This window comes from Rugamonas sp. FW305-51, assembly GCF_058786935.1.
Window position 1 is genome coordinate 26,905 of the sequence record NZ_JBYSZG010000059.1, and the last position, 7,281, is coordinate 34,185.

Here is a 7,281-nt window from a genome sequence, read left to right on the forward strand (position 1 = left end):
AGGATCGCATCAACCCTTTGAATTCTTGGCAAAACTGAGGATGGGGTCGATTATCCATTCGATGAGGCGGCGGCGGTCTTGGTGTATGTCCGCCTCCAATGTCATCCCCGCCCTGAACGGTTGTTGCTTCCCGTAGGCCACTACCGCCTGTTGTTCCAGTTGGACCATCACCCTATAAACGGGCTCTGCTTGGCTTCCTGTCGCTGCACTGGCATCGGCGGATTCGCCGATGGGACTGCGCTCTACCTTCTGTATGACGCCGCGGATGGAGCCAAATTTTTGATAGGGAAAGGCGGCCAGGCGTAGTAAGACGTGCTGACCAGTCTCTACAAAACCGATTGCGCGCGACGGCACCAATAAATGCGCTTCCAGTTTGCTGCCTGCAGGAAGAATGGTCGCTAGCGCTCCGCCCGCCTGCACGGATTGGCCAGGTTCGAAAGGCATGGCTGTAACTGTGCCATTGCACGGTGCAAGAACTTGAATCCGGCTTCTACCTTGATGTTCCGCCATCTCTTGCTCCAGGCTGGCCACATTGCGGGCCGTTTGTGCGTCGTTCAAGTGGATTTGTCCGTCGATTTCCTGTGCATCCTCCTGCAATTGCAACAAGTCGCGCTGAATGGCCAGGCTATTACGTTCCAAAGTCTGTCGTCGCGCCAGTTGCTCGTTGTAGTCATTTTCAACTTGGCTCAACTGAAGTTCCGACACGAAGCCTTGTTGACGCAAGGTCATGTAGCGTTTGTACATGTCTTCCGCGCGCACAATGCGCGCATCCTGCAATTTGCCTTCCTGGGTAAGGCGAGCGAGTTCGGCTTGGCTTAATGCCTGTCTTGCTTGCATAGATTGTTCACGTCGTCGTAACTGCAGCGTTTGCAAGAGCTTTTCTTGCGTCATTAGTTGACGCCTCGTCGCCAGGGAACCATCGATACGTTGATCGAGATCTCCGTCTTGATTAGATCGTCCGGCGTCTATCTCAAACATGACTTGGCCGGTAGAAATTGCATCACCTTCCCGGACCCGGGCCCCCAAAACTCGACCGAACTGCGGTGCAACAACCTTTATTGCGCCTGTTGTTGGGACTAGATTCCCCACGACATGAACCTTGCGTGCGTATTCCCCTGTATGCAAGAAGAGAACTAGCGCCGCCAATAGCAATGTGCTGAACAATGCGGCAACTCGCAGAGGAACCGGGTGAGCCAGCACGACATTGCCTGCCCACTGACTTGTTCGAGTATCAAGCACTTCGTGGCGGAAAAGCGATGTTTTCATTTTTAATAGATCACAATCAAATTACCATTGACCGCGATGGGTAGATAATCTTTGACTAAGAGTCAAAATGCCAAGTTTGTTTATTAACCAATAATATACTTGTTATGAATTGATAAAAATCTAATGAATGAAAAAGCCAATTACTAAAAAGTCGAGATAGTAGCGGCTGTCATAGCTCTGTCGATTCATGAAGAAATACGTTGAATAGTTCTGGTGGTCAATCTCAATAATGCCAGCAATGAAATTGGGTTGTCTTGATGCATGTCATCAGAAATGCTGACTCGAACTTGATAGTTTTTTATCCTACTCTTCTAAGGGCGGGCTGGTTGCCGAGTGTCAAAGTCTCGTTCAGCAAGCCAAGGGAAAGCTCATGCATAGGTTTTTGTGACCTGATGGATATTGGATCGCCAAATTTGTGCTAATCATCTTGCCGCAAGAAACGTGGTGAGTATATTTACAAGCAATTCCGGCAATGGCGAAGCGTCGCGTATCAAATGGACGACCGTCAGAAGTTGCTCTACAAATCCAGATAAACGACATGGCAGGAAGTTTTCCAATTTGAAATAATAATTACCATTTGACAATTATCAAAATGTCTGTCTGAATTGAAATATATCCTGCAGTTATCGTAACCGGGCAAGGCAATCCTGCCTTCTTCGTGGAACACGATGTCGACGATGGTGATTTTTTTCTAGACCATTGATTTTTCTTAACATGTAGAAAGACAAACCATAGGAGTATGAAATGAAGCTAATAGTGCAAGACGAACTTTGCTGCATTAGCGGCGGTGTAACCATGGCGAAGAACCCGCGGTCGCCTTTGCCAAAACCGCTTCTTCCAGTCGATCCATGCCTTAGAGTGCTTAAGCCTAAGCCATATTTTGATCTTCCCATCATACGCAGACCGTTAATTAGGCCCGATGTGTAAGGAAAGAAAAGAAGGCATCCAATTATGTTTAGCTTGGCGAACATTTTTTCGAATGACTGACTGCATAATTATTGATCTGATTATGTTAATCCATCAGAAATACTCCTTTTGCGGAGTCACATCTATCAAGATAACAAAGCATCGAATGGATTTATAGCGATCAATGGCATTCAGTTTTAGAAAGGACTATCGCTGTGAGTGTTCTGATGGAATTACGGCAGGGGGCAACAATGCGAGGCATCGTTCATCAATACGCTGCGGCCATGCAGTTTCATTTTTCTCCGCTGTGATCAACTACTGAAATTTCAAAGTATTTACAAAAAGGAGTAATGTCATGCGTACCATTTTCGATCAAGAACTTCAGGCAATTTCCGGTGGAAAAATCATATACTCAAACCGAGCGTCAAACGAAAGCTTTAATGGTTTTAACGGTGGAACAAACTATATGGATATAGCGGGCCTCAATATGTCAGGAGCATTTTCAGGCATTGATAGTGGAAACTATGCATTACCAATTGAGTCGGCCAGAATATCTCAACCTTCAAATTGGTCTACCTCAGTTATGGCCCGTGATTGCTTCGATGGCGCTGATGTTGCCAACAAGATGGCCTCGCTTGCAGGAGTGAATAAAACTTGGCAGACAAAAGTCGCTGCGGGCGTAATTGGATGCGTATCTTATACATTTGGAAGGCACGCTGCGCGTCTATTTGACAATTAACGTTGGAGGAGCCGGCACAAGAGGTGCTGGCTTTTTCGAATATTTTGGCTTTAGAACTCATTGGCAATACGATTGATGAAGGAAATATTTTCATATTTCGCATTTTTTATCTTGATTGGAAAATCATGAAATCAATGATTATAACTTTCAGCAAAATTCTATTTGTCCTGCTTGCAATGCCAGCTGTCGCGCAGCCCGAGAGTGACTCTATATTTTGGAAGGCAACTCGATTTAATAAAACAATATACATACTTGGAGTCACTCATCTGGGGTTTAGAACTCAATATCCAATTCGCGATGGGATTTTACAAGCCTTTAAATCTTCTGGAACATATATCACTGAATCTCATACAGTTTATGCGAGTGAAGAAGAAATAGATTTAATATCAAGAAAATATTTCTTGGTCGATTCCAATGATAGTCTAGGATTTTTAATAAAGAACAACAAAGAATGCAAGAAACTCGCTAGCTCGGAAAATCTTATAGACAACATAGATGATATTTACGGGGGTCGGTTATCTTCAAAAATATTAAGGCTGTCGCCAAGTTATCTGATATTCTTATCTTTTTCAAATGGCTCAAGTAGTTCAAGTAGTTCAAGTAGTTCAAGTAGTTCAAGTAGTTCAAGTAGTTCAATAGGCGAAAATTACGCCCTGAGTGAAAATATGGCTTTCTCCCAACCTATAGAGCGCTATTTGCACATAATTTCGGTCAACGCAAAGATGCATCGGGAATATCTTGATCCGGAATATTGGGAGGCAATACAAGATTTGTCGCCATATGAGAAATGCGAATTGGCTATCGGTTTGGTTGTTGAGAATAAAGAGATTATTCCACTTATTGATCGATATAAATCGATCGGAAATATGCAAAAATTATGGGATCAAGGAAATGCGGTGGAAATAGAAAGAATATATTTCTCCCCATTGGATAATTACAAAGATAGATTCGAGAAAATTAAGCGAAAGAATTTATCTTTGCGCAATAAGCATATGGTTGAAAAAATTATGTTTTTTAGTGGTGAAACCAATCGGCCAATTTTTGTTGCAGTTGGTGCCGTGCATTTAAGGGGTGAACTCGGTATAGTTCAAATATTAAAAAATTTAGGATTTACAGTCACTCCTAATTAAATATTGAAAATTTTTTGTAAGCGTGGTTCATATGGTGCGATAAATGGCTCGTATTCCGACAGGACGAGTCGATGGCGTTATTAGCACACTTATATTTTCCGATATGGCAATAATAATATTTGACAAAAAATAAAATGATAGGCATTGCGCGAGCAAGCGGAAAATGAAATAAAAGTGAGGTCACCAATGAAAAAGTCTACTTGGTTGCACCGCGCTGCGATCGTTTGTTCAGACGCCCTGTCCCGAGCCATTCAAGGTGTACTCAGGGCTTGGTGGATCGCTCCCATGCTGTTCGGATATGCGCGGTCGGTGCAGGAAAATGCGGATCTGGTAACAATTGTAAGACTGACACTCATACCGCCCGAAGGCAGCTTTTGGCTGGCGCTGCAGTATATGATTACCGCCGGCGTCCCCATTCTGTTTATCTTGACATTACTTCGCGCCAATCATCCTGTCATCGTGTGTATCGTGTCCGTCGCGTTGACTGCCCTGTATTTGTGGAAGACGATGCCCATGCTCGATGTCAGCGGTATTGGCCTATCCTTCGTGGTGGCTGTCGTCTCGTTTGTGGCCGCAGTGGCAGCCAGATCGGATGTTCCCCTTGATTTCTCCTGGTTGGTGCGGAGGCGCCGTCCTTAGGCGCGGCAGGCCAGAGGGCGCTGGGCACGCGTGCCGGAGCGCATATGATGGTTGGACCTGTCCTGGCCGCGCATAAAAAAAGGGCCAGACCCCAAGGCCTGACCCCGTTTCAGGCCGCCATCGCTGGCGGCGCATTGCCGATGCTTAGAATGCCGAATCGACGCGCACGTACATCGAGCGGCCGTTCACGCCGATCGGGCAGGTTTCCCAGCAGCGGGTGAAGCCCAGTTTCGGGAAGTTGCCGCCGTTGGTCCACTGGTCGGGCAGGGTGTTGAACATATTGTTCACGCCCACGCTCAGGAAGGTGCGCTGGCTGAACGCGTAGCGCACCGAGCTGTCGACCAGCCACTTGGCACCCCACGTTTGCAGCGGGCTGAAGTTCTCGGCCTGCACTTCGCCGTAGTAGTTGGCGCGCACGTTCACGTTCCACGGACCGGTGGTGACATCGGCCGCGATCACGTGGTGCTTGCGCGGCTGGCCGTGTTCGATCAGCGTCACTTGCGACTTGTCGAACAGCTGCTCGCCGGTCAGCACCGACGACGACGAGTGGCGCTTGGTCACTTCCGTCTTGTTGAAGCCCAGCTGGCCCGACAGCACCAGGGTGGCCGACGGGAAGCGCGTGGTGTGGTCGGCCACGATGTCCAGGCCGCGGGTGCGGGTGTCGACGGCGTTGGTGAAGAACTGGGCCTGGCCCACGCCCAGCGGCTTGAGGATGTTGGCGATCGGGCCGCCGCCGGCCTCAGGCGCGATCTCGCTCGAGAACACGATGCGGTCCTTGATCTTGATCTCGTAGGCGTCCATGGTCAGCGACATATTCTTGGCCGGGCGCAGCACCATGCCCATGCTGCCGCTGGTCGAGGTTTCCTCTTTCAGCGGCGCGATGCCGAAGGCCTGGGTCACGGCGCTGCCCTGGCGCGCGGTCAGGGTTTCCGTCAGCACGCCGTTGTTCAGGTTGGTCGACACGGAGCTGTAGAACTCTTGCTGCACGCTGGGGGCGCGGAAGCCGGTCGAGACGCTGGCCCGGAAGCCCACTTGCTTGGACGGATCCCAGCGCGCGCTCAGCTTGCCGGTGGTGGTGCTGCCGAAGTCCGAGTATTTTTCCCAGCGCACGGCGCCGGCCAGGGTCAGGTTGTCGACCGGCTTGTGCTCGGCGTCGACATAGAAGGCGATGTTGTGGCGGCCCGAATCGACGGCCGTGCCCGGGGTGTAGCCGGGGAAGCCCTGGATGCCGGACGGCGCCGTGTTGCCGTTCTGGCCCTTGATCACGATGGCCGGATTGTTGGTGCGGCCGTACTGGTAGGACACGGGGTCGCCCGCCTCGATCTGGTAATTGTCGGCCCGGTATTCGAAGCCGGTGGCCAGGAACACGCTGCCCTGGCCCACCTTCAGCGGACCCTTGAGGTCGGCATTGATGGTGGTCTGGTTGAATTTCAGCTTGCCCGTGTCCGCTTCGCGCGGCGACGACAGGTACAGCGCGCTGTTCGGATCGGACGGATTGATGGGCTCATACCAGTAGCTGACGTTGATACTGTTCGATTCGTGGAAATCGAGCTCGCTCGCGCCATGGTTGATGGACAGGTCGGCCTTCCAGTCGTCGGCCAGGTCGCGCCGGTAGCCGAAGGCGAATGAGGCGTCCTTGACCGTCGTGTGGATGTTGGGCAGGTAGCCGTCGGCGTGGGTTTCGGACGGCACGGTGCGGTCGTCACCCTGGCTGCGGAAGAAGCCGTAGGCGTCGCCCTTGCGCTTGGACAGGCCGCCGAAGGCATAGAACTCGCCGTTCTTGTCCACCGGCAGGGCCGCGTTCCACCACAGGTAGCCGTCCTTGGCGTTGCTGTCGCCGATGTGCTGGGTCACCCGCGGCGGCCCTTGCACGCGCAGCGAGTCGGGGCCGGCGCGGTTGGTTTCGCCGCGCTTGCGCGCCTCGGCCGTCAGGTTCAGGAAGCCGCCGTCCTGGCCCAGCGCGAAGCCGGTGTTGGCGCTGCCCGAATAGGTGTCGCCGTCGCCTTCGGAGGTGGTGCCCACGGTGCCGCTGACGGTGGTTTCCTTGACCTGGCTCTTGAGTACGATGTTGATCACGCCGGCGATGGCGTCCGAACCGTACTGGGCGGCGGCGCCGTCGCGCAGCACTTCGATGTGGTGGATGGCGGCCAGCGGAATGGCGTTGATGTCCGTACCGGCCGAACCGCGGCCGATGGTCTGCTGCACGTTGACCAGCGCCTGCTGGTGGCGGCGCTTGCCGTTGACGAGCACCAGCACCTGGTCCGGGCCCAGCGAGCGCAGGGTGGCCGGCCGGATAATGTCGGAGCCGTCGCTGATGAAGGTGGTGGAGAAGTTAAACGAAGGGTCCAGCGTCTGCAGCAGCTTGCCCAGTTCCAGCGGACCGGCGGTCTGCATATCCTTCAGGCTGATCAGGCCGACCGGAGCCGACGTGTCGAGCGCCGTCTTGGCGGCGGAACGGGAACCCAGCACCACGACGGTCTGCTCGGCCGGCGCGCTGGTGTTGGCGTCCGACTGGGCGTAAGCGGCGCCGGCCGCCAGCAGCAGGGCGCTGGCGAGCAGGGTGCGTTGGAAACGGGGTGGTTGGGCGGAATGGGTGGGGCG

Annotated in this window: 5 protein-coding genes; 3 read left to right on the forward strand and 2 right to left on the reverse strand. The window is 52.2% G+C overall.

Going from position 1 to position 7,281, the window contains the following annotated elements; translation table 11 throughout:
- Positions 1-9: 9 nt before the first annotated feature.
- Positions 10-1,266 carry a beta-barrel domain-containing protein gene (locus AC3WOS_RS25795; RefSeq protein WP_492719826.1) on the reverse strand — a complete coding sequence of 419 codons (1,257 nt, stop codon included), beginning with the start codon at positions 1,264-1,266 and terminating at the stop codon, positions 10-12.
- Between the two features lie 1,261 nt (positions 1,267-2,527).
- Between AC3WOS_RS25795 and AC3WOS_RS25800 the strand changes: the two genes are divergently transcribed.
- The 3 genes from AC3WOS_RS25800 to AC3WOS_RS25810 all read left to right on the forward strand — a co-directional run bounded on the left by AC3WOS_RS25800 (position 2,528) and on the right by AC3WOS_RS25810 (position 4,680).
- Complete coding sequence (locus AC3WOS_RS25800; protein ID WP_492719827.1) at positions 2,528-2,911, forward strand: hypothetical protein; 384 nt, start codon at positions 2,528-2,530, stop codon at positions 2,909-2,911.
- A 23-nt stretch (positions 2,912-2,934) separates the two neighbouring features.
- The gene (locus AC3WOS_RS25805) at positions 2,935-4,041 is read left to right on the forward strand and encodes a TraB/GumN family protein (RefSeq protein ID WP_492719828.1); all 1,107 of its coding nucleotides are present in this window, start codon (positions 2,935-2,937) and stop codon (positions 4,039-4,041) included.
- Between the two features lie 186 nt (positions 4,042-4,227).
- Complete coding sequence (locus AC3WOS_RS25810) at positions 4,228-4,680, forward strand: hypothetical protein (RefSeq protein WP_492719830.1); 453 nt, start codon at positions 4,228-4,230, stop codon at positions 4,678-4,680.
- A gap of 144 nt (positions 4,681-4,824) precedes the next feature.
- Here the strand turns inward: AC3WOS_RS25810 and AC3WOS_RS25815 are convergent, their stop codons facing one another.
- Complete coding sequence (locus tag AC3WOS_RS25815) at positions 4,825-7,239, reverse strand: TonB-dependent receptor plug domain-containing protein (RefSeq protein ID WP_492719836.1); 2,415 nt, start codon at positions 7,237-7,239, stop codon at positions 4,825-4,827.
- Positions 7,240-7,281 lie beyond the last annotated feature (42 nt).